Source organism: Thermococcus prieurii, from assembly GCF_054657655.1.
In genome coordinates, this window is sequence record NZ_BAAHYH010000002.1 from 1169394 (window position 1) to 1191066 (window position 21673).

Annotated in this window: 18 protein-coding genes; 10 read left to right on the plus strand and 8 right to left on the minus strand. The window is 54.7% G+C overall.

Translation table 11 applies throughout. The features are described from left to right. Positions 1-80: 80 nt before the first annotated feature. From ACYQ04_RS09760 to cca, 4 genes are all read left to right on the plus strand, one after another. Positions 81-5318, plus strand: a complete 5238-nt coding sequence (locus tag ACYQ04_RS09760; protein ID WP_460129165.1) for a vitamin B12-dependent ribonucleotide reductase — start codon at positions 81-83, stop codon at positions 5316-5318. A gap of 160 nt (positions 5319-5478) precedes the next feature. Further along, on the plus strand, positions 5479-5943 hold the full coding sequence (locus tag ACYQ04_RS09765; protein ID WP_460129166.1) for a phosphoribosyltransferase: 465 nt from the start codon (positions 5479-5481) through the stop codon (positions 5941-5943). A gap of 39 nt (positions 5944-5982) precedes the next feature. Further along, complete coding sequence (gene thpR / locus ACYQ04_RS09770; protein ID WP_460129168.1) at positions 5983-6537, plus strand: RNA 2',3'-cyclic phosphodiesterase; 555 nt, start codon at positions 5983-5985, stop codon at positions 6535-6537. A gap of 5 nt (positions 6538-6542) precedes the next feature. Beyond that, on the plus strand, positions 6543-7907 hold the full coding sequence (gene cca / locus ACYQ04_RS09775; protein WP_460129170.1) for a CCA tRNA nucleotidyltransferase: 1365 nt from the start codon (positions 6543-6545) through the stop codon (positions 7905-7907). Between the two features lie 242 nt (positions 7908-8149). Here cca and ACYQ04_RS09780 read toward each other — a convergent pair whose 3' ends face one another. Next, positions 8150-9877, minus strand: a complete 1728-nt coding sequence (locus tag ACYQ04_RS09780; protein WP_460129172.1) for a glycoside hydrolase — start codon at positions 9875-9877, stop codon at positions 8150-8152. A gap of 104 nt (positions 9878-9981) precedes the next feature. Between ACYQ04_RS09780 and ACYQ04_RS09785 the strand changes: the two genes are divergently transcribed. Genes ACYQ04_RS09785 through ACYQ04_RS09795 form a run of 3 tightly spaced genes read left to right on the plus strand, consistent with a single transcriptional unit; the run spans position 9982 to position 11582 of the window. Beyond that, positions 9982-10290 carry a hypothetical protein gene (locus ACYQ04_RS09785; RefSeq protein WP_099209592.1) on the plus strand — a complete coding sequence of 103 codons (309 nt, stop codon included), beginning with the start codon at positions 9982-9984 and terminating at the stop codon, positions 10288-10290. A 30-nt stretch (positions 10291-10320) separates the two neighbouring features. Beyond that, on the plus strand, positions 10321-11148 hold the full coding sequence (locus ACYQ04_RS09790; RefSeq protein WP_460129174.1) for a DMT family transporter: 828 nt from the start codon (positions 10321-10323) through the stop codon (positions 11146-11148). A gap of 50 nt (positions 11149-11198) precedes the next feature. Then, entirely contained in the window at positions 11199-11582 is a 384-nt protein-coding gene (locus ACYQ04_RS09795) for a hypothetical protein (protein ID WP_099209590.1), read from the plus strand. Between the two features lie 40 nt (positions 11583-11622). Here the strand turns inward: ACYQ04_RS09795 and ACYQ04_RS09800 are convergent, their stop codons facing one another. Together ACYQ04_RS09800 and yjjX are read right to left on the minus strand one after the other, a co-directional pair. Then, positions 11623-11976 carry a hypothetical protein gene (locus ACYQ04_RS09800; protein WP_460129176.1) on the minus strand — a complete coding sequence of 118 codons (354 nt, stop codon included), beginning with the start codon at positions 11974-11976 and terminating at the stop codon, positions 11623-11625. A gap of 158 nt (positions 11977-12134) precedes the next feature. Beyond that, positions 12135-12677 (minus strand): inosine/xanthosine triphosphatase, encoded by a 543-nt coding sequence (yjjX, locus tag ACYQ04_RS09805; RefSeq protein ID WP_460129178.1) that lies wholly within the window; start codon positions 12675-12677, stop codon positions 12135-12137. Between the two features lie 160 nt (positions 12678-12837). On the opposite strand from yjjX, the gene ileS reads away from it, so the two are divergent. Together ileS and ACYQ04_RS09815 are read left to right on the plus strand one after the other, a co-directional pair. Then, complete coding sequence (gene ileS / locus ACYQ04_RS09810) at positions 12838-16038, plus strand: isoleucine--tRNA ligase (RefSeq protein WP_460129180.1); 3201 nt, start codon at positions 12838-12840, stop codon at positions 16036-16038. Positions 16039-16186: 148 nt separating this feature from the next. Then, on the plus strand, positions 16187-17242 hold the full coding sequence (locus ACYQ04_RS09815; RefSeq protein ID WP_460129182.1) for an AAA family ATPase: 1056 nt from the start codon (positions 16187-16189) through the stop codon (positions 17240-17242). 51 nt (positions 17243-17293) lie between these two features. Here ACYQ04_RS09815 and ACYQ04_RS09820 read toward each other — a convergent pair whose 3' ends face one another. The 4 genes from ACYQ04_RS09820 to ACYQ04_RS09835 form a co-directional block, all read right to left on the minus strand. Next, a complete protein-coding gene (locus ACYQ04_RS09820; RefSeq protein ID WP_460129184.1) occupies positions 17294-17671 on the minus strand; it encodes a type II toxin-antitoxin system VapC family toxin in 378 nt (125 codons plus the stop codon). Further along, the gene (locus ACYQ04_RS09825) at positions 17641-17871 is read right to left on the minus strand and encodes an antitoxin VapB family protein (RefSeq protein ID WP_167729145.1); all 231 of its coding nucleotides are present in this window, start codon (positions 17869-17871) and stop codon (positions 17641-17643) included. The genes ACYQ04_RS09820 and ACYQ04_RS09825 overlap by 31 nt, the downstream gene beginning before the upstream one ends. 36 nt (positions 17872-17907) lie before the next feature. Next, positions 17908-18693 carry a hypothetical protein gene (locus ACYQ04_RS09830; RefSeq protein WP_460129186.1) on the minus strand — a complete coding sequence of 262 codons (786 nt, stop codon included), beginning with the start codon at positions 18691-18693 and terminating at the stop codon, positions 17908-17910. Positions 18694-18806: 113 nt separating this feature from the next. After that, complete coding sequence (locus ACYQ04_RS09835; RefSeq protein WP_460130152.1) at positions 18807-19892, minus strand: radical SAM protein; 1086 nt, start codon at positions 19890-19892, stop codon at positions 18807-18809. Between the two features lie 67 nt (positions 19893-19959). Here ACYQ04_RS09835 and ACYQ04_RS09840 point away from each other — a divergent pair, with 67 nt between their 5' ends. Beyond that, positions 19960-20322, plus strand: coding sequence for a ribonuclease P protein component 2 (locus tag ACYQ04_RS09840; RefSeq protein ID WP_042693248.1), 363 nt, complete (start codon positions 19960-19962; stop codon positions 20320-20322). Here the strand turns inward: ACYQ04_RS09840 and ACYQ04_RS09845 are convergent. After that, complete coding sequence (locus ACYQ04_RS09845; RefSeq protein WP_460130153.1) at positions 20319-21668, minus strand: glycogen/starch synthase; 1350 nt, start codon at positions 21666-21668, stop codon at positions 20319-20321. The two genes, ACYQ04_RS09840 and ACYQ04_RS09845, sit on opposite strands and share 4 nt — an antisense overlap. Positions 21669-21673: the final 5 nt, after the last annotated feature.

Sequence of the window (21673 nt, forward strand, 5' to 3'; positions counted from 1 at the left end):
GGGGACCCGGCGAGAGTGGCGGTGCTGATGATTTTACTAATGGTCAGATTTATACACAGCTGTGTGTCAGGGGTGTTTATATGGCCGTTGAAAAAGTGATGAAAAGAGACGGTAGAATCGTACCTTTTGATAGGGAGCGTATAAGGTGGGCCATCCAGAGGGCAATGCTCGAAGTTGGAATCCACGACGAAAAGCTGCTCAATAGGGTTGTCAGAAGGGTCGTCAGGCGCGTCAACGAGCTCTACGACGGGCAGATTCCCAACATCGAGAACATACAGGACATCGTGGAGCTTGAGCTCATGCGTGCCGGCCTCTTCGACGTCGCCAAGGCCTACATCCTCTACCGCAAGAAGAAGGCCGAAATCAGGGAGGAGAAGAAGAAAATCCTCAACAAGGACAAGCTCGATGAAATCGACAAGCGCTTCTCCCTCAACGCCCTCCGCGTTCTGGCGAGCAGATACCTCATAAGGAACGAGAAGGGCGAAATAATCGAAAGCCCCAGGGAGCTCTTTGAGAGGGTCGCCACCCTCGCGGTCATCCCCGATTTGCTCTACGACGAGCGCGTTTACGACAAGGAAGGAAAGCACGAGCGGGATTTAAGCCGGGTCAAGTACTACCTCGAGCACTTCGAGGAGTTCGACGGGAAGTACTCAATCGGACGCTTCAAGCTCAACAGGTACCACTTCGAGAGGCTCGTGAACCTCTACCGCGAGCTGTCAGAGAAGGGTAAGATGAAAGTCTCGATAGACGAGTTCCTGGGCATGCTCGAAAACGGGGCCTTCGACGATTACGAGGCTGAAATAGAGGAGTACTTCAGGCTCATGGCCGGCCAGGTCTTCATGCCCAACACTCCTGCGCTCATCAACTCTGGCAGGCCGTTGGGAATGCTCTCGGCATGCTTCGTTGTCCCAATAGAGGACGACATGGAGAGCATAATGAAGGCCGCGCACGACGTGGCCATGATACAGAAAATGGGCGGTGGATGCATAGACGGAAACGCCAAGATACTCTTTGAAAACGAGGGAGAAGAGCACTTAACAACGATGGCAGAGATGTACGAGCGTTACAAGGAGCTGGGTGAGTTCTACGATGAAAACTACAACAGATGGGGCATAGACGTGTCAAACATTCCCATCTACGTGAAGTCATTTGACCCAAAAACAGGGAAAGTCGTTAGGGGAAGGGTTAAGGCCATCTGGAGGTACGAGCTTGGAGAGAAGGTGACCAAATACAACATCAAGACCAACAAGGGAACACGGATTCTAACGTCACCGTGGCACCCCTTCTTTGTGCTTACCCCAGACTTTAAAGTCGTCGAGAAGAGGGCAGATGAACTCAGGGAGGGAGACATGCTGGTAGGAGGAATGCCAGAGGACGACAATCACGAGTTCATTTTCGATTACTGGCTCGCCGGCTTCATAGCAGGCGATGGAAGCTTTGATAAACAACGCTCGTATGTCAAGGGACATGAATACATCTACGACAGACTAAGGATATACGATTACAGAGTTGAAACATTCGAGACCATAAACAAGTACCTCGAAGAGACGTTCGGAAAGAGATACAGCCTCCAGAGGGACAGGAACATCTATTACATCAACATAAAGGCCAGGGAGATAACCTCCCACTACATGAAGCTCATAGATGGAATAGACAACGGGATTCCACCCGAAATCCTCAGAAAAGGCCGTGCCGCCGTGCTCTCTTTTATAACCGGGCTGTTCGATGCGGAGGGACACGTGAACAGCAAGCCGGGCGTTGAACTGGGTATGGTGAACAGGAAACTAATAGAGGACATCACACACTATCTCAGTTCACTCGGGATAAAAGCGAGAATGAGGGAGAAACCCAGAAAAGATGGCGTTGACTACATCGTCCACGTTGAGGAGTACTCCTCGCTACTCAGGTTCTACGAGCTAATAGGGAAGAACCTCCAAAACGAAGAGAAGAGGAAGAAGCTTGAAACTCTCCTAGAGAGACACAAGGGAGGAACCTTCGGCCTTCCACTCAACTTCGATGCGTTTAAGAGATGGGCCTCAAAACACGGCGTTGAGTTCAAGACGAACGGAAGCCAGACTCTCGCTATCATAAAGGGTGAGAAAATATCCCTCGGTCAGTGGCACACGAGAGGAAAGGTCTCAAAGGCTGTCCTCGTCAAGATGCTCAGAAGGCTCTACGACGCAACGGGAGTTGAGGACGTCAAGAGAATGCTCCACCTTGTCGAGAGCCTGGAGGTAGTCAAGGAAATAACCACCACAAACGAGCCAAAGACCTTCTATGACCTGACGGTTGAGAACTACCAGAACTACCTGGCTGGAGAAAACGGGATGGTCTTCGTTCACAACACCGGCTTAAACTTCTCAAAGCTCCGTCCTGAAGGCGATTTCGTCGGTTCTACGGCCGGGGCAGCGTCAGGCCCCGTCTCGTTCATGCACCTCATAGATGCGGTCAGCGACGTCATCAAGCAGGGTGGAGTAAGGCGCGGAGCAAACATGGGAATCCTTGAAGTCTGGCACCCTGACATAGAGAAGTTCATCCACGCGAAGGAGCGCAACACCGGAACCAACGTGCTCAGCAACTTCAACATCAGCGTCGGCATATGGGAGGACTTCTGGGAGGCCCTGAAGGAGGGCAAGCGCTACCCGCTCGTGAACCCAAGGACCGGCGAGAAGGTCAAGGAGGTCGACCCCAAGAGCCTCTTCGAGGAGTTGGCCTTCATGGCCTGGAGCAAGGCCGACCCCGGCGTTATATTCTTCGACGTCATCAACAGGAGGAACGTTTTAGCGGAGGCGAAGGGAGGGCCGATAAGGGCCACCAACCCGTGTGTAGTTGGAGAGACGAGGATTCTTACCCCAGAAGGATACATCAAAGCAGAAGAACTCTTCACGCTCGCGAAGGAGCGCGGAAAGAAAGAAGCTGTTGCAGTAGAGGGCATAACCGATGGAGGGGAACCCTACGCCTACGCGGTTGAGGTTCTCCTTCCGGGAGAAGAAAAGGTGGAGTACAAAACGGTTCACGGAGCTGAGCTGGCGATTGTTGACCCGATAGCAGTTCCCGCCTATGTCTGGAAGGTCGGCAGGAAGACCGTCGCAAGGGTGAAGACAAAAGAGGGATACGAAATAACCGCAACACTTGACCACAAGCTTATGACTCCAGAGGGCTGGAAGGAAGTTAAGGACATAACTCCGGGAGACAAAATACTCCTCCCGCGCTTTGAAGTCGAAGATGACTTCGGAAGCGAGAGCATAGGTGAAGATTTGGCCTTCGTTCTCGGCTGGTTCATTGGAGATGGATACCTCAACACCAACGACAGGAGGGCGTGGTTCTACTTCAATGCCGAAAAGGAAGAGGAAACAGCCTGGAAAGTCAGGGAAATACTCGTCAAACACTTTGGAATCAAGGCCGAGCCCCACCGCTATGGCAACCAAATTAAGCTCGGCGTGAGAGGGAAAGCCTACGAGTGGATTGAGGGCATCGTTAAAACCAACGACAAGCGCGTTCCCGAAATCGTCTTCAGGCTAAAGCCGAGGGAGATGGCGGCTTTCCTCCGTGGCCTCTTCAGTGCCGATGGCTACGTTGATAACGACAAGGCGATAAGGTTAACATCCAAGGACCGCGAGCTACTCAGGGAAGTTCAGGACCTCCTGTTGCTCTTTGGAATACTGTCCAAGCTCTACGAAAGGCCGTACCCGAGCGAGTTCAAATACACCACCAAAGACGGCGAGGAGAGGACTTACAAGGGCGAGGGCTACCACGAGCTCGTCATAGCCAACTACAGCAGGAAGCTCTTCGCGGAGAATATTGGCTTTGAGGGCTACAAGATGGAGAAGCTCAACCTCAAGAAGACCAAGAGGGACGAGCCTATCGTTACCGTTGAGAGCGTTGAAGTGCTTGGTGAAGAGCTCGTTTACGACTTCACTGTTCCAGAGAAGCACAGCTACATAAGCAACGGCTTCCTGAGCCACAACTGCGGTGAAGAGCCCCTCTACGAATACGAATCGTGCAACCTCGCGAGCATAAACCTCGCCAAATTTGTAAAGTATGACGACGAAGGAAAGCCCTACTTTGACTGGGACGAGTACGCCTACGTGATTCAGAAAGTGGCTAAATACCTCGACAACGCCATCGACGTCAACCGCTTCCCGCTTCCTGAAATCGACCACAACACGAAGCTCACGAGGAGAATAGGCGTCGGAATGATGGGACTGGCAGATGCGCTCTTCAAGCTCGGCATTCCCTACAACAGCGAGGAAGGCTTTGCCTTCATGAGGAAGGCCACCGAGTACCTCACGTTCTACGCCTACAAGTACAGCGTTGAGGCCGCCAAAAAGCGCGGAACGTTCCCGCTCTACAAGAAGAGCAGATACAAGGACGGTGAGCTACCGGTCGAGGGCTTCTACCACCGCGAGATATGGACGCTCCCGTGGGACGAGCTCGTCGAGGAAATCAAGAAGCACGGCGTCAGGAACGGCATGGTGACCACCTGCCCGCCGACAGGAAGCGTCTCGATGATAGCCGACACCTCCAGCGGTATCGAGCCAATCTTTGCCCTCGTCTACAAGAAGAGCGTCACCGTCGGCGAGTTCTACTACGTCGACCCTGTCTTCGAGTCCGAGCTCAAGAAGCGCGGTCTCTGGAGCGACGAGATACTCAGGAAGATAAGCGACAACTATGGAAGTGTGCAGGGCCTTGAGGAGATTCCCGAGGACATGCAGAGGGTCTTCGTGACCTCGATGGACGTCCACTGGCTCGACCACATCCTGGCCCAGGCCAACATACAGCTCTGGCTCACCGACAGCGCGAGTAAAACCATAAACATGCCGAACGACGCGACCGTGGAGGACGTTAAAGCGGCCTACCTTTTGGCTTACAAGCTCGGCTGTAAGGGAATAACCGTCTACCGCGACGGCTCGCTCTCGGTGCAGGTCTACAGCGTTGAAGGAGAAAAACGGAAGCGCGTCCCGGCCAAGCCGAGCAAGTACGCGGTCGAGAAGCTGAAAGCCGTTGTCGAGGCCGAGCCCTGGCTGGCGAAGTTCATCAACGTCGAGGCCATACTCAACGGCACCAACGGAAAGGAGAAGAAGGAGCAAACGCTAAGCTTTTCCCTGAGCACGGCAAAGACTGTCACACCAAAGACGCCAGAGCACCCGCACCACGCGGAGAAACTGGAAATTCCAGAGGAGAAGATTAAGGAGCTCCTTGGAGTGGCTTACTGCCCGGTCTGCTACGAGAAAGACGGTGAACTGGTAGAGCTCAGGATGGAGAGCGGTTGCGCCACCTGTCCACGCTGTGGATGGAGCAAGTGCGTCATCAGCTGAGGGTTTCTTCTGTTTCTTTGCCCTCTTAATTTCGTTCCTCCAGACATCTTTTAACATTCTCCTGCCAAAATAGGTTTTTTAAGGCCTTTCTTTTAACTTCCACCACTCACCCAAAGCTTAAGTTCGGCGTTGAGAACTCACGCTATTCGGAGGTGTTCCCATGGACAAGGTTTACCTGACCTGGTGGCAGATTGATAGGGCAGTCTTCGCGCTCGCCGAAGAACTGAGAAAGCACTTCATGCCCGACGTGATAGTCGGAATCGCGAGGGGCGGGCTTATCCCAGCTGTGAGGCTGAGCCACGTTTTGGGCGACGTGGAGCTCAAGGTCATAGACGTCAAGTTCTACAAGGGCATCGACGAGAGGATGGAGAAGCCCGTGATAACGATTCCCCTTCACGGCTCGCTAAAAGATAAGAAGGTCGTCATTGTGGATGACGTCAGCGACACGGGAAAGACCCTCGAGGTCGTCATCGAGGAGGTCAAGAAGGCAGGGGCAAAGGAGGTCAAGGTGGCCTGCCTCAGCATGAAGCCCTGGACCAAGGTCGTTCCCGACTTCTACGTCTTCAGAACAGACAAATGGATAGTCTTCCCCTGGGAGGAGTTCCCCGTCGTTGTTAGGGAGTAACCCCTTTAACCCCTCCCTCCAACTTTTCTCGGTGGTGGTATGAGGGCGTTCATAGCGATAGATGTAAGCGAAGAGGTTCGCGACAACCTCCTGAAGGCCCAGGAGAGGATAGGGAACAAGTCAGCGAAGATAAAGTTCGTCGAGCGGGAGAACTTCCACGTGACGCTCAAGTTCCTCGGGGAGATTGACGAGATAACGGCGGAGGAGGTCAAGAAGGCCCTGGCGGAGATAGCGAGGAAGCACAAAAAGCACCGCGTTCGCGTCAAAGGAATCGGTGTCTTCCCGAACCCGAACTACGTGAGGGTTATCTGGGCCGGAATCGAGAACGACGAAGGCATTAAGGCAATAGCGAACGACGTCGAGCGCGAGATGAGAAGGCTCGGCTTCAAGAAGGACAAGGACTTCGTGGCCCACATAACAATCGGGCGCGTCAAGTTCGTCCGCGATAAGGTTGAACTGGCGATGGCGCTGAAGGATTTGGCTAACGAGGACTTCGGCGAGTTCAATGTCGAGGCGATAGAGCTGAAGAAGAGCACGCTGACGCCGAAGGGCCCGATTTACGAGACCGTTGCGAGGTTCGAGCTTGCGGAGTGAGCGCAATGGAGATGGAAGAAGTCCTCAGCGAAGTCCTCCAACGGATAAGGCCGAGCGAGGAGGAGAGGGCCTTCGTTGAGGCCCTCATGGAGGAGCTGAGAACTATAACTGAGGAAAAGATAAACGAACTCGGCCTCGACGTCAGGCCGTACTTCGTCGGCTCGCTCGCGAAGGACACCTACCTTGCCGGAGACCACGACGTTGACCTGTTCCTGGCCTTCCCCCTCGAAACTCCCCTTGAGGAGCTGAGGGAAAAAGGCCTGGAACTCGGAAAAGCCATAGCGGAGAAGCTCGACTCCTACGAGATAGCCTACGCCGAGCACCCATACGTCCGGGCGAGATACAGGGGAGTGAGCGTTGACCTCGTGCCCTGCTACGACGTTAGAAGCTGGAAAGACGTTAGAACTGCCGTTGACCGCTCGATACTCCACACGAAGTGGGTGAACGAAAACCTCAGGGGGCGGAACGATGAGGTAAGGCTCCTCAAGCGCTTCCTGAAGGGCATCAACGCCTACGGGAGCGAGATTTACGTAAGGGGCTTTTCCGGCTATTTGGCCGAAATCCTCGTCATCAAGTACGGCTCCTTCCTCGATGTGGCCGAGAGAGCTGACTTCATACTGAGGCAGAAGATAATAGACCCGGCGGACTGGCTGAGGAAAGAGCCGGAAATCGCGCTTAAGACCGTGAAGAGGGAAACCGAGGAGGACAGACCGCTGATAGTGATAGACCCCGTCGATCCGAGGCGGAACGTTTCGGCCAACCTGAGCTGGGAGAAGTACGGGCGCTTCTACTTCAAGAGCATGGAGTTCCTCGAGAACCCCTCGGTCAAGTTCTTCTTCCCACCGGAGAAGCCTAAGGGAAACTACCTCGACGAGCTGAGGAAGAGGGGAACCGCCCTTGTAACGCTCCTAATCGATGTCCCCGATATGGTAGACGACATCCTTTTGCCCCAGCTGGAGAGGAGCGCGAGGGGCTTTGAAAAGGCCCTTGAGAGGGAAGGCTTCCGCGTCCTCGGCTGGGACGTCGGGAGAAAAGGGAAGGCCTTCATAATGCTCGAACTTGATAGAGACACGCGCGAGAAAGTCAAGATTAAGCCCGGCCCGGAGTTCTTCACCGAGCGGGGACGGAACTTCTACAGGAAGAACGAGAAGGTCTGGGTCATTGGAAAGAGGCTCTACTCTGAAAAGAGGGTTACGAAGAGCGTTGTGGAAGCCATCATCGAACTCCTCGACAAAAACCAGGTGTCGCTCGGAAAAGGGATAAGGGACGCGGTGAGGGAAGCGGATATTTTACTAAATTACGTTCCCAAGGAGCTTGAGCGTGAGGCTTATCTCTTCCTGAGCAAGGAGAAGTGGAATCTCAAGGAGTAAAAGGAGCTCTCGACCTTGAACCTTCTCCCGTATACCCTCAAGCGCTCGCTTGAGCTCCATGCACCTTCTGCAGTCAATGCCCTTGAGTAGGCATTCGAGTAGATGAGACTCCCCAAACTCGACCTTTTCTTCGGATTTCATTGGAACCACCAGTTACGAAGTTAGGGAAGACAAAATATAAACCTACCGTTCTGGTTGGTTATAATGGCCAAGACCGCGTTTCAAGGGATAAAATTAGGAAACTATCCCCGGTGTTCGCAGTACTCAGGGGTCTCCCAGAGACCATGGTGCTCGCCGGGGATGTGACCAGTGTCTGCAACTGCCCACTCAAGGTTGTAGCCCTCAACGATGACCCTCAGGTCCCCGCCTAGGTCGCGCTTTCCTACGTAGAGCGCGGCCCTCGTCACGACGTTGTAGCCGCTCGTTGGAACCTCAGGCTTCAAAGCATTACTCCAAGCTTCCTCGCTTGTCTCCCAGCCCTCGATTGACGGCATCGTGGAAAGGTTCCATACGTGGTAGAGGTCCTCAAAGCGGAGCATCTTGAGATACGCCCCGATAAAGAGCGACTGAAGCTCGCTTCCCTCGAAATACTTCATCAGCTCAATCAGAGCCTTCGCCATGACCGAGACGTTGGAGAAGGCAACGCGGGTGTCGAGGTTCTCCCAGAAGCGCGGGCAGGAGTGGTTGGAGAGGAGCATGAGGTAGTAGGCCCTGCCGAGGGGTAGGGCGTCCCTATCGCCGTTGGCGGGCTCGAGGACGTAGTTGAGAGACGTGCTCAGGCCAAAGTAGTCGTAGTAATCCCTGAAGAAGACCCTCGCGTACCTGACCAGAAACTCCTCTGGGTTGGCGTTAAGCTCTTTCAGGCCCGTTAAAACGCCGAGCCTCACAGTCCTGTTGAGCTCACCGAAAAGGCGCGTGAAGGCCACCTTCCAGAGCTGGGAGATTTTTCTTCCGTTTATTTCCCTCGCGAAGACCCGACCATCGGCCCTTCGGTAACCGAGCCAGCGCGAGTCGCTCGTCTTTCCGTCGAGGCTCAGGTCGAGGTAGTCGCTCCAGCTGGAGAACTCCTTGACCGGCATCTCGAAGGAGCACTCGCCCTTGAGGCGCTTGAACTCGCCGGAGAGCTTCTTCCAGACGAAGGAAGGCGCCGAAATCCGTTCAACGCCTTTTTCCTCAAGGCTCTCCATCCAGGCAACGAAGCGTTCGAGCTGTGCCGGATTTCCGAGCAGGCTCTCAAGGTCGCTTGCGGTGAAGACCAGGTAGGGAACGCCAAGGTTCTCCTTGTAGTCGTCCCTCCGCGAGAGGGTCTCGCTCACCAATCCGGGGACGTCGAGGGTGTTGAATGCGAAGGCGTCGCTCAGGCCCCACTCACGACCGAAGACGAAGGAGTTGGAGTAGCGGTTGCACGAGTGCTTCGCCTGCGGGAAGTCGTAGAGGAGCCCTCTTTCATCGAGCAGGAAGGCGAGCTTCCTATCGGTGAGGGATTCAATGAGCTGAACGGTCTTTCTCGTTATCACGGCCTCCGGGAGCCAGTAGCCGATTACAGACTTGTCACCAATCAGCGGGGCATAGAAGTCAAAGGAAACCCTTGCAAGGATTTTCTGCTCAAACTCGTCGAGGTGGGGCATTATCGGGTGGAAGGGAACCGTTGGAACCGCGTCGAGGGTTTTGAGGAGTTCAACGGTTCTCTCAAAGGCACTCCTTCTGTACCGGAGGAGCATGAGGAACGTGAAGGGTTCGATATCAACGCTGACTCCCCTGAGCCTTGAGAGAACATCGGAAATCCTCTCATAGGAGTAGAGCATCGTCCGCGTCCAGTTCTCGCCCCTAACCTCCTCATCGCCGATTCTAATCGCGACCGGGCTTTTCCGCTCCTCGTACTCTATCGGCCCGGAGCCGTCGCCATCCTCAACGTAAACTATGTCACCCGGCTGGTAGGCGTGAAAGTGGTGGGCGTACTTCATGAACATGGTCTCACCGATAGTGATACGTCCTCAACCCTTATCGCCTTTTCCTACCCATATCTGCCCGATAGGTTAATAAACCTGTCCAGCAAAGCACAGGTGGTGGGAGAATGAAGAGGCTCTTGAGGGAACTCCTTGGGGAGGAGCTGGCCAACTACCTCGAACTGCTGAGGGCGAAGCTGGCCTTCGCGGAGGAGCTTTACGGAATAAAGATGAACTACGTCCCGCTCATCACGGAAGGAGACGTCGTAATCCTTGACAAGAGGGACGGACTTATAAAGTGGCTGAAAACGAAGAAACCGCTCGAAGAGGAGGAGCTCAGGGAGCTGGCCGGTAAAATCCGCGAGAACCTCGAAAGCGGTTACGTGGAGATGCTCCTTTCAATGAACATGTCCTGCATCAACGGACCCGGGGAGTAGCTTTTTAAATTCCGGTAGCAACTCGGCTCGATGAAGAGGGCCGAGCTCATACTTCTCACGATAACAGCGATGTGGGGTTTCACCTTTCCGGCGATGAAGGTCAGTCTGGACTACCTTCCTCCGATTCTCTTCCTGGCTTACCGCTTCGGCATCGCGTCGCTTCTAATGCTCATTCTCTTCCGCTCGAAGGTCATCCGGAAGAACACCCTGCGCGAGGGCTTCCTCCTCGGGCTCACGCTATTCTTCGGCCACGGCTTCCAGATTGTCGGCCTCGAGTACACCACAGCTTCGAACTCGGCCTTCATAACGTCTCTCTACGTCGTGTTCACGCCCTTCATAGCATACTTCCTCCTCGGGGAGAGGGTAAAAGCGAGAGACGTTCTGTCGCTCGCCATCGCCCTCACAGGACTGTACCTCATCTCAGGGGCAAGCTCGAGCATCGGCTACGGCGACCTCCTCACTGCCCTCTGCGCGGTTAGCTTTGCATTCCAGATAGTCCTCGTCCAGCGCTTCGGCGAGAAGGACTACCTCAGCCTGGCCTTCTGGCAGATTTTCTGGAACTTCATCTTTTCCTTAATCTTCGCGCTGGCCTTTGAGCCCAAGGTTTTTCCAAGGGAGTTGCTCCCCTGGCTCGGACTACTCTACACGGCCCTCTTTGGAACCGTCATAGCGTTCACACTTCAGGTCAAGTACCAGAAATACACGACGGCTTACAAAGCGGCGCTCATCTATTCGATGGAACCAATCTTCGGTTCCCTGTCGGCCTTCATCCTTCTTGGCGAGAGGTTCACGAGGAGGGCCCTGGCGGGCGCGTTCCTCATAATGGCAGGCGTCTGGAACGAGATAAGGAAAAACTAACGAAAGGTTAATAAAAACTTTCGCCCATTCTTAAAGTGGAGGTGATTGTCATGGTGCACGAGTACATAAAGGACCGCACCAAGGAGTTATCAAAGGAGGAGAAGGAGAAGCGCTACAAGTACCTCGGAAAGGAGGTCATTGACGTCGGCGACCCGGGACTCGACAGCATCCCCGAGTTCTACGGCATAGCGAACGCCATATGGCGCGACTGGAAGAACGGGGAGATAAGCACGAGGACGGCCCTCGGAAGGCTCGCGCTCCTCAAACTGCTCACATACAAGAGCAAGAACAAGAAGATTCAGGATATTCCGGAGGAGGAGCTTGAGGAGGTCAGGAAGTTCATAGACTACGTGATACAGGTCATCAAGAACGAGAGCAGGAGAAAGGGCGAGCCCGAGGAGGAGAGGCAGGTCGAGGAGAAAGCTTCATCGTAAGGTTTCTCTCACAGGCTTCTAATTTTGACAATTTATTCCTTTAAATGACTTCTAACCCCCTCAGCTTTGCCTCGATGCGCTTGAACTTTCTAAAACTCCTCTCGCCAATCTCAATCAACGTTTCAAGACTCTGCTCCACTGGCTCAGAGTTCTTTAATTCTTTCTCTATTTCCTTCTCCCAAAGCTCCAGCTCTTCATCACTAATCCTCTTAGCTTTCTCTTCAAGTTCCCTCATGCGCTGTCGCATCTCAAAAAACCACACTATATCCTCCGGACTCTCATGAATCTTTCTCGCGAGCTGAACAATCCATTCGCTAACTGAGCGTCTGGCTTTCTCATTGGTCTTCAACATCATCTCAATAGCGCTCACATCAGATGCCATGCCTCTCCCCATCAACTATTTATGAAGGGAATTATAAAACCATACCGTTGGCAATGTTTGCACGTGAGTTCCGCAAAAGCTTAAAATTCTCACCGACCTAACCTTAACCGCCCTCCCCCTCTCACGCCTCCGGGAGAAGTGACCGGGGGACGGTCGGGGAGGGCACAGCCTCATTTTCTCCCGAAGAACAGTTCCTGATTCATCCTCGGTATCATCGCCATCAGGACCGCCATCTCGTTGAGCTCGGTTCTTGTGAGCAGGCCTTTACTGAGAACGCCTATCGCACCGACCTTCCTCTTGAGTTCAAGGTCTCTGACGAGCTCGCCCATCGCCACGCCTGCCTCAACGCCCTCCTTGAGGATTCTCTTGATTACAACCGGCGGATACTCAAAACCAGGGCCGTGGCCTATCGTTATCCTCCCATCGGGACTCGCCACCGCGCAGACCTGGACGTCAAGGTAGCCGGTCAGCGTTCCGGGAAAGGGGTAGATTCCCGCCTCGATTCCGATGCCGAGGTCAGCATTGGTCTTCCCCAATGCCCTCTTCGCCCTGTTTATAGCACCCCTCGCTATCTCCTCGATTCCAATCGGCTGGTCGGGAACACCGCTATCGACCTCAACCCCTATGACATCAACGTCGCCGTAAATCCTTCTCATAACCCTCTCAACGGCCTTAACCTTCGTCGGATTGGTAGAGCCGACCGCGATTCTCATGCCACCACCGAAAAAACTCGGCAGAAAACCTTATAAGCTAACTTCCCAACTCTGCCCCGATACCCATGAGGGGGGAGTGTTTTATCCTTCGCTCCGCCCGTTTCGAGGCTTGAGCCCTCTTCTGGGTTAGCCTTAACTATCACTTCTGGAGGGTTCTGGGATGATTAAGGAGCCGGAGTTTAGGGAATACAACCCGGGCAAGCTGGAGGAGAAGATAGAGGCCTTTTGGAAGGAGAACGACACCTACGAGAAGGTAAAGGCCAGCAGGGCGAACGGCCCGAAGTACTACTTCCTCGACGGACCGCCGTATGTCAGCGGTGCAATACACCTTGGAACGGCCTGGAACAAGATAATCAAGGACATGATAATCCGCTTCAGGACTATGCAGGGCTACAACGTTCGCAGACAGCCGGGCTTCGACATGCACGGCCTGCCGATAGAGGTCAAGGTCGAGCAGGCCCTCGGCCTTAAGACCAAGAAGGACATCGAGACCGAGATAGGCGTTGACAACTTCATCAAGAAGTGCAAGGAGTTCGCCCTCAACAACCTGAAGATAATGACCGAGCAGTTCAAGATGCTCGGAATCTGGATGGACTGGGACAACCCTTACATGACGATAAAGAACGAGTACATCGAATCGGGCTGGTTTACCCTGAAGAAAGCATGGGAGAAGGGCCTCCTCGAGAAGGACAAGCGCGTTCTCCACTGGTGCCCGCGCTGTGAGACTGCTCTGGCCGAGCACGAGGTTCGCGGTGAGTACAAGGTCAGGAAGGACCCAAGCATCTACGTCAAGTTCCCGGTTGAAGGAAAGAAGAACGAGTATCTCCTCATCTGGACGACAACGCCCTGGACGCTCCCGGCCAATCTAGCGGTTACCGTTCACCCCGAGTACGACTACGCGAGGGTCAGGGTCGAGACAGAGAACGGCGAGGAGTACTGGATAATCGCGAAGGCCCTCGTCGAGCGCGTTCTGAGCGAGGTCGGAGTCAAGGGCGAGATAGTCGAGGAGTTCAAAGGCGAGGAGCTTGAGGGAGTGAGATACGTTCACGTCCTCATGGACGAGTATCCGAGACAGAGGGAGTTCCGCGAGAAGTACGAGTGGGCTCACCGCGTAATCCTCGGCGAGCACGTGACGCTTGAGGACGGTACCGGACTGGTTCACACCGCGCCGGGCCACGGTGAAGAGGACTTCGAGGTCGGACAGAAGTACGGCCTGCCGGTCTACAGCCCGGTCGACGACCAGGGTCGCTACACCGAGGGCAGGTGGAAGGGCGTCTATGTCAAGGACGCTGACCCAGAGATAATAGAGCACCTCAAGGAGAAGGGCTACCTCGTCAAGGCCGGAACGATAGAGCACAAGTATCCGCACTGCTGGCGCTGTAAGACCCCGCTGATTTTCAGGGCAACAGACCAGTGGTTCCTCAAGGTCAGCAAGGTAAAGGACAAGATAATCAAGGAGAACGACGAGAAGGTCACCTGGTATCCGGACTGGGTGAAGGTTAGATACGACAACGGCGTCATGAACTCGGGCGACTGGGTCATAAGCAGGCAGAGGTACTGGGGAATACCGCTCCCGATATGGGGGAGCGAGGACGGCGAGATATACGTCGTTGGAAGCTTTGAGGAGCTTGTCAAGCTCGCCGTTGCGATAGAGGTGGACGGTGAGCGCGTTGAACTCCCAGAGGACTACAACGAGAAGCTCAAGGTCATAGAGGAGAAGCTTGGCCCAGAAGATTTGCACAGGCCCTACGTCGATGCCTTCATCATAAAGGTCAACGGCAAGGAGATGAAGCGCGTCAGGGACGTCGTTGACGTCTGGTTTGACAGCGGTATAGCGAGCTGGGCTTCGCTCGACTATCCAAGGAACAAGGAGCTCTTCGAGAAGCTCTGGCCTGCTGACTTCATAGTCGAAGGTGAAGACCAGGTCACCAAGTGGTTCTACTCCCAGCAGGCCGCCAGCGTCATAGCCTTCGACACCGTGCCGTACAGGAAGGTGGCCATGCACGGCTACGTCTTGGATGAAAAGGGCGACAAGATGAGCAAGAGCCTCGGCAACATCATAAGGCCCGAGGAGGTCGTCCAGAGGGAAGGCAGAGACCCCTTCAGGTTCTACATGCTCTGGGCCACCAACCCCTGGGAGAACCTGCGCTTCAGCTGGAAGGGACTGGCTCAGGTCAAGAGGATGCTTAACATACTCTGGAACGTCTACGTGCTCAGCGCGACCTACATGAGCCTCGACAACTTTGACCCGACGAAGCTCAAGCCAGAGGAGCTTCCGTTCCGCGAAGAGGACAGGTGGATACTCAGCAGGGTCAACGGGCTCATAAAGGACGTCGAAGAGGGAATAGAGACCTTCAGGCTGACGAAAGCGACGAGAGCCATCTACAACTTCGTCGTCGAGGACCTGAGCAGGTGGTACGTCCGCTTAATCAGGAAGCGCATGTGGGTTGAAGGCGACGACCCGGACAAGCTGGCCTCCTACTACACCGTCTGGAAGGTCTTCGACGTCCTCCTCAGGTTAATGGCCCCGTTCACGCCCTACATAGCCGAGGAGATATACCAGAACATGCTCAGGCCGTTCCTCGGCGTGGAAAGCGTCCATATGCTCGACTGGCCGAAGCCCGACGAAAACGCGATAGACGAGGAGCTCGAGCGCGAGATGGAGGCGGTAAGGAAGATAGTCGAGGCGGGCTCAAGCGCCAGGCAGAGGGCCAGGATAAAGCTCCGCTACCCTGTCAGGAGGATAATCGTCGAGACCGAGGACGAGACTGTTAAGAAGGCCGTCGAGAGGCTCAACAGAATCCTGCGCGACCAGCTCAACGCCAAGGAGGTCGTCGTCGGCAAGGTCGAGCGCGAGCTCATCATAAAGCCCAACTTCGCCAAGGTCGGGCCTGAGTTCAAGGGCGACGCCAAGCTCGTGATAGCGTGGATAAACGAGCACGGAAGGGAACTCTACGAGGCCGGCGAGATGAACGTCGAAATTGAGGGCAAGACCTTCCACCTCACGAGGGAGCACCTGACAGTCGAGGAGAAACTGCCTGACTTCTTCGTTAGCGAGGAGTTCGAGGGCGGAAGGGTCTTCGTGGACAAGACCCTCACGAGGGAGCTTTTGGCTGAAGGTCTCGCCAGGGAGTTCGTCAGGAGGATACAGGAGATGCGCAAGCGCCTTGATTTGGACGTGAACGACAGAATCGTCGTCACCATAGAGACCACCGACGAGAACCGCGAACTGCTCAGCGAGAACCTCGACTACATAAAGAAGGAGACGAGGGCGACCGAGGTTATCTTCGGCGAGGCCAAGGGCTACGTCGTCGAATGGCCCGAGGTTCAGGCGAAGATAGGGATTGAGAAGGTGGAGTGAGGAAGTTTACCTTTTTCCAAACTCTTTTTTCAATTCTAACCAAAAACAATTCTCCACGCAATTTGTGTTTCTTTCAACGGCCGGCGTCCTAATATTTCAGGGAAACCCTTATAACTTATGCCCCCGTAAGTTACTTACGGTGGCGTAAGTGCTGTTCGACCTCAGGCCGAAGGGGAGGAGAGAGGAGATTTTTGACAGGGAGAAAGAGTTCGAGGAGCTTGAGAAAAGCGTTGAGAGGTATCCGCTGACTCTCCTTCTTGGGATAAGGAGAGTCGGCAAGAGCTCGATACTCAGAGCTTACCTCAACGAGAACCCCGGGATTCTGATAGACTGCAGGGAGCTCTACGCCGAGAGCGGGCACATAACGAAGGAAGACCTCATAAGGGAAATTCAGTCGAAAAGGGGACCGCTCCAGAGAACCCTTGCCCGGTTCAGGGTAAAGCTGAACCTCCGGTTTCTTGAGATAGAACCGGAGAAGGCCTCGCTGAGGGAGGTCTTCAGGGAGCTGAACGAAGTCGGCGAGAAAACCGGGAGGTTCATAATAGCCTTTGACGAGGCCCAATACCTGCGCTTCTACGGCTCACGGGGCGGAAAGGAGCTCCTAGCTTTGTTTGCCCACACCTACGACAGTCTGCCGAACCTCAGGATTATCCTGACCGGCTCGGAAGTCGGCCTGCTCCACGACTTTCTTGGAATAGACGACTACGAGAGCCCGCTTTACGGGAGGATTGGAGGCGAAATCTACGTTAGGCCCTTCGACGAAAAAACCTCAAAGGAGTTCCTGAGAACCGGCTTTAGAGAAGCTGGCCTTGATGTAGACGAAGACGCCATAGACCGCGCCGTCTCGATACTCGATGGAATCCCTGGCTGGCTCGTCCTCTTCGGCGTGAAATACCTTGAAACGAGAGACTTCGAAAAAGCCATAAAGGCGACGCTCAACGTTGCAAAGGGCCTGCTGTTCGGTGAGCTGGGGGAGCTTGAAAGGAGGAGCAGGAGGTACACTGAGATTCTACGGGCGATAGCCCTCGGCTACAACAGGTGGAGCCTGATAAGGGACTACCTCGCCGTGAAGGGTATGAAAACTCCAGAACCGAGGCTGTACGAACTTCTCAAGAACCTGAAGAAGATGGGGTGGATTGAGGAGGAGAACGGGGAGTACAGACTGGCCGACCCCGTGGTCAAGCTAATCCTGAGAGGGTCGTAGAGCCCGATTACACTGGTTGAGCTTTTGCTTTTCCTTTTCCATTCAGTCGCATCACTTTTCCAAAATTTTTACCTTCAATCCGTACTCCTCGAAGCGTTTGAAGTCCTCATCGCAGGTGTAGAGCGTTGCGTTGTGGGCTATGGCAGTGGAAGCTATGAGAAGGTCTTTCAGGGGAGGTCGTTTTCCCTTCTTCATGAGGTCTCTGAAAATCGCTCCCGCTACCTTTGCGGAGTTTTCGTCGAACTCAACCTTGGGTATCATCTCAAGCATGAGCTCCTCCCGCTCTTTCAGGTGACCACAGTGAAGCTCAAAGAGAACAATCACTGGTAGATGATACTCTCTGTTTCCTTCTTGATAGAGCTCTTCCACAATCTTTCTGTTCCCGCCGAAGAGCTCGATTACCACGCTGGTGTCCAGGAGTCCATCCATTCTTCGACCTCCTTCAGTTCTTTTTTGAGCTCTTCAAGCTCTTCGGGGGTTCTCGTCCCGAAGGCAATCATCAGCACGTCAAGGTTGCCCTTCTTTTTCTTGCCTATGAGCTCTCTCAAAAGCTCGGAAAAGCTCTTGTTGCCCTTCATCTTGACGAGCTCGTAGTAAACGTCATCCGCTATCGTTATCGTCTTGCCCAACGGCACCACCCATAAGTGCATGCATGCACGAAATATTTAAAGTTTGTCCGCCACAATCCTCCATGCAACCCAAAGCTGAAGGGCCACGATGACCGTCAGCGCCAGCGCCATCAGTTTTCTGCTTTTCTTCGGCCCATAGAGGCCGGTTATACTGAACAGAAAGTTTAAGCCTGAAAGCTCAAGGAGCAAGCTTACCAGCTCCGTTTTTCTTCCAAAGGCAATCATCTTCCCAATTAAATCATCACTCGCAGGGTAGTTTGAATGGAGCGCTATGAGCCTGACCGCGACGAGGATTGCCGTGTAGATGAGGTTCTGCTTTATGGGAACCTCAATCAGGAAGTCCCTGCTGGGTTCCCTCCCGGTAAAGAGCCTGTAAAGGGAGTGGGGGAAGATAATAACCCAAATGACCATCGAGACGAAAAGAACGAAGAAGGCGAAGATTTCAGCAAACATCGCGACCCCGCTTAAAAGTCCCATTATCGGGTCTCCGGTCGCCAGGAGGACCCACGCAAAGAGCCCCCAGAAGATAAGGGCATCGCCGACGATATTGAAAACCTCCTTCGGAAGGTAGAGCCTGCCGTGGGTTTTCTCGATTATCTCGGGCAATCTTCTGATGTCTTCACGCGAATAGCCGTAGCGTTCAAGGGTCTTACCAACGAAGTGAAGCGCCACGAGGAGGAACGGAATGAGAAGGAGGAAAACCGTGAAGATGTTCACGGCGTTTAGATGTTCCCTCATTGGGGGGATGAGAAGCCAGAGGGCGAGCCAAAATACGACGATGAACGCCCATGGGAGGAGGTAGTCCCTAACAAAGACCCGCATGGCCGTTAATATTCCGGGGGTAAATAACCTTTTCGAAGCCATTACCACTTATGCCCCCGTAAGTTACTTACGCACCCATAAGCAACAACTCAAAAGGGTAACGAAGGAGAAATTCAGGGCAACGGAATCCTCTCGACCTCAATCCGGTCGAAGGTTGGGTACTCCTCCACGATGAAGAACCTCACCTCGCCTTCGATGGTCTCGGCCAGCTCTAAAGCCACCTCCTCTGGCATCTCAATTCTGCCCTTCTCGCGGTTGATGTAGAGCCACTCCTCCGGAACCTCGGCCTCCTCAACGAGGAACTCGTAAAGCTCGTCCAGGTCGCTGTATTCAGCAATCCCAAAGCGGAGCGTTCCGTCCTCGGTGATTTCCATGTAGGGCCTTGCCACGTTCCTCGCCATCCTCCTGAGCCTGTTCCTGAGCTGGACGGCGTCCTTGAGCCTCGCGGTGCAGAGATGGTAGCTCAGCGAGGTATTTTCTTCGCCCCACTCGAGGAGTTTAAGCCCGAGTTCGAGCGAACCCTTGATGGCGGAACTCTCGTCGCTTATCGGCCTGTACCCCCTGTCGAGAAGGTTTCTGAGGTTGGTCTCGCTGAACTCCAGCTCGTTCACGTTGAGGAACTTCGCGCCGAGGTTGTCGAGGAATTCGGCGTACCACCTCATTCTCTCGAACTGACCCGGGACGGAGGGAATCTCCCCGCCGACGTCCCAGTCGAAGTCGAAGGCGTTCTTTATGTTCTCGATTTCCACCCTGAAAAGCTTCGAGTTCGGGTTGAAGAGGTCTGGATGGAAGCGTATCTCATCTAAGCCTGCATCGTAGAGCCTCTCAAGGTTCTTCTTCGTGGCCAAAGCGCCGGTGGTGTAGAGGTGGACGTGAAAGTCCCCGCCAAAGGCCTCCTTGAGGGCGCGTATGTATTGAACGGTCCTGTCGAGCCTCGCGAGGGGGTCTCCGCCGGTGACGCCCGCGCCTTTTGCCTCCTGAATCCTCGCTTCCTCGATGACGTCATCAACGCTCTTAACGGGCCTTTCGTTGGCGTAAACAACATCTTCCCTCCTCCAGGGGCTCAGCGGGCAGTAGAAGCAGTCCCTCGGGCACTTCCCTGTGGTGAAGAGGACGAGCTTCTCACCCCTAACGCAGAGCTGACAGCCTTTAGGCAACTCTCTCACGGCGTACGAGAAGTAAGGGGTCTCCCATACCATAGCCCTCGCCAACCCTAACCCGAGGGCAGGCCTTAAAAACGTTGGCGGGCAAAGTTGTCCGATGCCTATGAGGGAGAAGCCGAAGTATCTGCCCCCGACGCTCCGCGAGAAGCACCGCTACATTGCCTTCCAGCTGATTGGAGAGAGGCCCTTCCGGAAGGACGAGGTCAAGAAAGCCATCTGGGAGGCGAGCCTCTCAGCGCTCGGAGTCCTCGGCTCGGCTAAAGCAAAGCCCTGGTTCATACGCTTCGATGAGAAGAGCCAGACCGGAATCGTCAGGGTTGACAGGAAGCACGTCGAGGAGCTCAGGTTTGCTTTAACGCTCGTGACGGAGATAAACGGCTCGAAGGCAATCTTCAGGACGCTCGGAGTTTCAGGGACGATAAAAAGGCTGAAGAGGAAGTTTTTAGCCGAATTCGGCTGGCGTTAGAGCAGGAAGGGCATCGCCTTGTCCACTGCTCCTTTGTAAACGAGCAGGTAGCGCCTACAGGCCTTCTCCCAGGTGAAGTCCCTTCTCGCGCGCCTTTTGGCGTTCTCGCGGAGCCTCGCGAGTGTCCCTTCGTCGAGCTCTTTAGCCGAAACCATGGCCCTCGCGAGGGCAAACGCGTCTCTCGGCGGGACGAGTATTCCGGTGGCGTTCTCAGGGTCTATGTTGAGGTCTATTATCGTGTCCTTGAGTCCACCGACGGCGCTCGCTATTGGAACTGCCCCGAGGCACATCGCCTCAAGCTGAACCAATCCAAAGGGCTCGAAGTAAGACGGAATCACCACGAAGTCCACCGAGCCGTAGAGCTCGCGGACGGTTTCCCTCGGCAGGACGTCGGTGATTACCCTGACGTTCTCCGGGAAGCGGTTCTCAACGGCCCTGGCCCAAGCCTCCAATCCCGGGTCGCCCTTGCCGACGATGATGAAGCGCATCTCCTTAAAAGATGGGTCGCCGGAGAGTATCTCTATCGCCCTTAGGAGCGTGTCAACTCCCTTCTGGGCCCTGTCGAAGCGACCGATGAACATGAAGGCCCTTCCGTCGCTCAAACCAAAGCGTTGGAGGATTAGCCGTCTCCGCGCCTCCCTTGGTTTGTCGGCGTTCTCGAGGAGTTCCTCGCTCCAGAAGGAACAGTCTATGCCGTTGAAGACGTGCGTCACCTTGCCGTCGAAGTTCCTGAAGAAGTCCCATTCCTCGAGGAGGTAGCTTTTGCTAACGGTCGTTACCGCGTCGGCTATGTAGCAGGCGGTGTGCTCGGGGTCTATCTCGGGATAAGGCGCGAGTTCGCCCAGGTTGGCCTCGTGGAAGTAGCCCGCGGGAATCCTGGCCTTGTTAAGCCTGTGAACCGTAAAAACGGTTTTGGGAGAGAAGAAGTACTTCTTCAAAAGTCCGAGGGCAAAGACAGTGTGCCAGTCGTGGGCGTGGACAACGTCCGGCCTGAAGGTCTCAATAAGGTGATTGAGCAGACCGGCGGAGGCCTTGCCGAAGAGAACGGCCTTCCTGAGGAGGGTCTCCCAGTCGGGATAGACGTCGGCGTCGAGGAGGCCTCCTGAGAGCGTGTAAACCGTGACCCCGTTCTGCTCCCGCTTTCTGGCGGTTACCTCGACGGTTCTGCCCTCGAAGGAGAGCCTGAAGGTGAGAAACGGCTCGCCGAGGCTCCGCCCGTGGTCGGGGGTGAAGACGATTACCTCGTTGCCGAGCTCGACTAGACCTTCAGCTATGCTCGTAACGGCCTCCGCTAGGCCACCGACCTTAACGGGCAGGTACTCGAAGGAGAGTATGAGGACGCGCATAGGCA

Coding starts and splice junctions, on each gene's coding strand:
- ACYQ04_RS09760 (WP_460129165.1), top strand. CDS start 81: ATGGCCGTTGAAAAAGTGATGAAAAGAGACGGTAGAATCGTACCTTTT.
- ACYQ04_RS09765 (WP_460129166.1), top strand. CDS start 5,479: ATGGACAAGGTTTACCTGACCTGGTGGCAGATTGATAGGGCAGTCTTC.
- thpR (WP_460129168.1), top strand. CDS start 5,983: ATGAGGGCGTTCATAGCGATAGATGTAAGCGAAGAGGTTCGCGACAAC.
- cca (WP_460129170.1), top strand. CDS start 6,543: ATGGAGATGGAAGAAGTCCTCAGCGAAGTCCTCCAACGGATAAGGCCG.
- ACYQ04_RS09780 (WP_460129172.1), bottom strand. CDS start 9,877: ATGTTCATGAAGTACGCCCACCACTTTCACGCCTACCAGCCGGGTGAC.
- ACYQ04_RS09785 (WP_099209592.1), top strand. CDS start 9,982: ATGAAGAGGCTCTTGAGGGAACTCCTTGGGGAGGAGCTGGCCAACTAC.
- ACYQ04_RS09790 (WP_460129174.1), top strand. CDS start 10,321: ATGAAGAGGGCCGAGCTCATACTTCTCACGATAACAGCGATGTGGGGT.
- ACYQ04_RS09795 (WP_099209590.1), top strand. CDS start 11,199: ATGGTGCACGAGTACATAAAGGACCGCACCAAGGAGTTATCAAAGGAG.
- ACYQ04_RS09800 (WP_460129176.1), bottom strand. CDS start 11,976: ATGGGGAGAGGCATGGCATCTGATGTGAGCGCTATTGAGATGATGTTG.
- yjjX (WP_460129178.1), bottom strand. CDS start 12,677: ATGAGAATCGCGGTCGGCTCTACCAATCCGACGAAGGTTAAGGCCGTT.
- ileS (WP_460129180.1), top strand. CDS start 12,838: ATGATTAAGGAGCCGGAGTTTAGGGAATACAACCCGGGCAAGCTGGAG.
- ACYQ04_RS09820 (WP_460129184.1), bottom strand. CDS start 17,671: ATGGATGGACTCCTGGACACCAGCGTGGTAATCGAGCTCTTCGGCGGG.
- ACYQ04_RS09830 (WP_460129186.1), bottom strand. CDS start 18,693: ATGCGGGTCTTTGTTAGGGACTACCTCCTCCCATGGGCGTTCATCGTC.
- ACYQ04_RS09835 (WP_460130152.1), bottom strand. CDS start 19,892: ATGGTATGGGAGACCCCTTACTTCTCGTACGCCGTGAGAGAGTTGCCT.
- ACYQ04_RS09840 (WP_042693248.1), top strand. CDS start 19,960: ATGAGGGAGAAGCCGAAGTATCTGCCCCCGACGCTCCGCGAGAAGCAC.
- ACYQ04_RS09845 (WP_460130153.1), bottom strand. CDS start 21,668: ATGCGCGTCCTCATACTCTCCTTCGAGTACCTGCCCGTTAAGGTCGGT.